The organism is Meiothermus hypogaeus, from assembly GCF_003574035.1.
Lineage (GTDB): Bacteria > Deinococcota > Deinococci > Deinococcales > Thermaceae > Meiothermus > Meiothermus hypogaeus.
This window is the reverse complement of record NZ_QWKY01000160.1, coordinates 1-1,545: the sequence shown is the minus strand read 5'-3', so window position 1 is coordinate 1,545 and position 1,545 is coordinate 1. Positions and strand designations below refer to the sequence as shown.

The 1,545-nt window shown below is 62.4% G+C and carries 2 protein-coding genes; one reads left to right on the top strand and one right to left on the bottom strand.

Annotation, left to right across the window (positions count from 1 at the left end; all coding sequences use genetic code 11):
* Window positions 1–424: N-acetylmuramoyl-L-alanine amidase family protein (locus Mhypo_RS17685; RefSeq protein ID WP_206074959.1), on the top strand; the 424-nt coding region annotated here is incomplete at its 5' end.
* A 7-nt stretch (window positions 425–431) separates the two neighbouring features.
* Here Mhypo_RS17685 and Mhypo_RS17680 read toward each other — a convergent pair.
* Window positions 432–1,545, bottom strand: a 1,114-nt coding sequence (locus tag Mhypo_RS17680) for a caspase family protein (RefSeq protein WP_147371378.1), incomplete at its 5' end; no start/stop codon positions are given.

Sequence of the window (1,545 nt, the reverse complement as noted above, 5' to 3'; positions counted from 1 at the left end):
CACCCCGCCCATAGCCATCACTTCTGGCCCCTTGGATATGCTGACCAGCTCAACCCAGCCCGGCCCCCTCGACCCCGGCGCCCAGCCCGGCCCTGAGGACGTCAACCCCATTCCCCCGCAAAGTTTGCCAACACCCACCCCGCAGATGAACTCGGCCCGCCGCATGGAGCTCTCGCGCACCCTGGCCACGCGGGTACTTTCCTACATGCTGGGCACCACCGCCGCCGTCAACCGGGGGGTGCGCAGTTCGGATTTCTTCGTTATTCGCTACAGCAGCATCCCCGCAATTCTGGTGGAGATGGGCTACCTGAGCCACCCCCTGGAGGGACAGAACCTGCGCGATAGCAACTACCTCGACCGAATCAGCTACGGCATCGCTCGAGGGGTGCTGGAGTACCTGGAAAATGACCATCCGCTCGAGTAGACCTTTCTTACCTTGGCACCCCCTGGATGGCCCCCGCCCGCAAGCGTTGCAAGAACTTTATCTCGGATAGGCGCCCGGCTAAAAAGTCACTTACATCCGGAACCGCCCTACCTGTTTGAATCATCCGGCTCAGCACCCAAAACTGGTCCAGGCGAATCTTGCCGTCGCGCCGCAGCAAACCTATTTTTTGCAGGCGTATATCGGAAGGAGCCTGGGCCGGAACCCCCGGGATGGCGCCCGCCCGCACCAGGCTCACAAACTGCCCGCCAGTCAGGGTTCCCGCCAGGTACTGCTTCAAGTCGTCGGGCTGCCTTTTGCTCTCGATCCACTCGGCCAGCGCGTCGAACTGCGCTCCATTAATGTGGCCCGCCAGTTTCAGGCCCGCCAGGCGGCTCCTGGCTACCGCAATGGGGTTGAGGGCCAGGGTGTAGTCGTCGGGGCCGTAGAGCCTGGGGGTTTGCAAGGTACCTTTACGCTGGCTAAACCCCTCGACCTGCAACGCCGCATAGCGGTAGGCCTCCCCAATGGTCACATAGCCATCCCCATTCACATCGGCCTTACCCGAAATGGCTTCTAGCAAATAGGCAGTAAAAATCCCACCCCCCAGCTCGGCATCCTCCCAGCTCGGCTGGGTATCGGCTGACGAGGCCAGCAGCACATTGGCCCCGCTCAGGTCGGGTTTTTGCGGCTTGGGAAGATCCTTGCGGCCCGGCATGCTGAAGCTGCGTGAGCCGGGAAGAGACTGACCGCTAAAACAGGCGTCTACAATCAGAATCAGGCGGCCCTTGCCCTGGCTGGCCTTGCGGGCAAGATCCTGGATTGAGTCCAGGGGCAGCCAGGTTTCTTCGTCGTTGATTTTGGCATCGCTGGGCATCAGGGTGGCCTGCCCCAAGCGGCTCGGCATCCCATGGCCGGAGTAATAGACAATCAGGGTATCGCTCACCCCCATACGCCTGGCCAGGTCACGCAGTTCAGCCTCGATGGCCGTCTTGCTGGCCTCGGTATCCAGGAGGACGCGCACCTTGCTCAGTTGACCCTTGTGGGGGTCGCGCAAGGCCTGGGCCATCTTGCGGGCATCGCTTTCGGCGTAGCTGAGGGGGGGCAAGGAGGGGGTTTCGGGG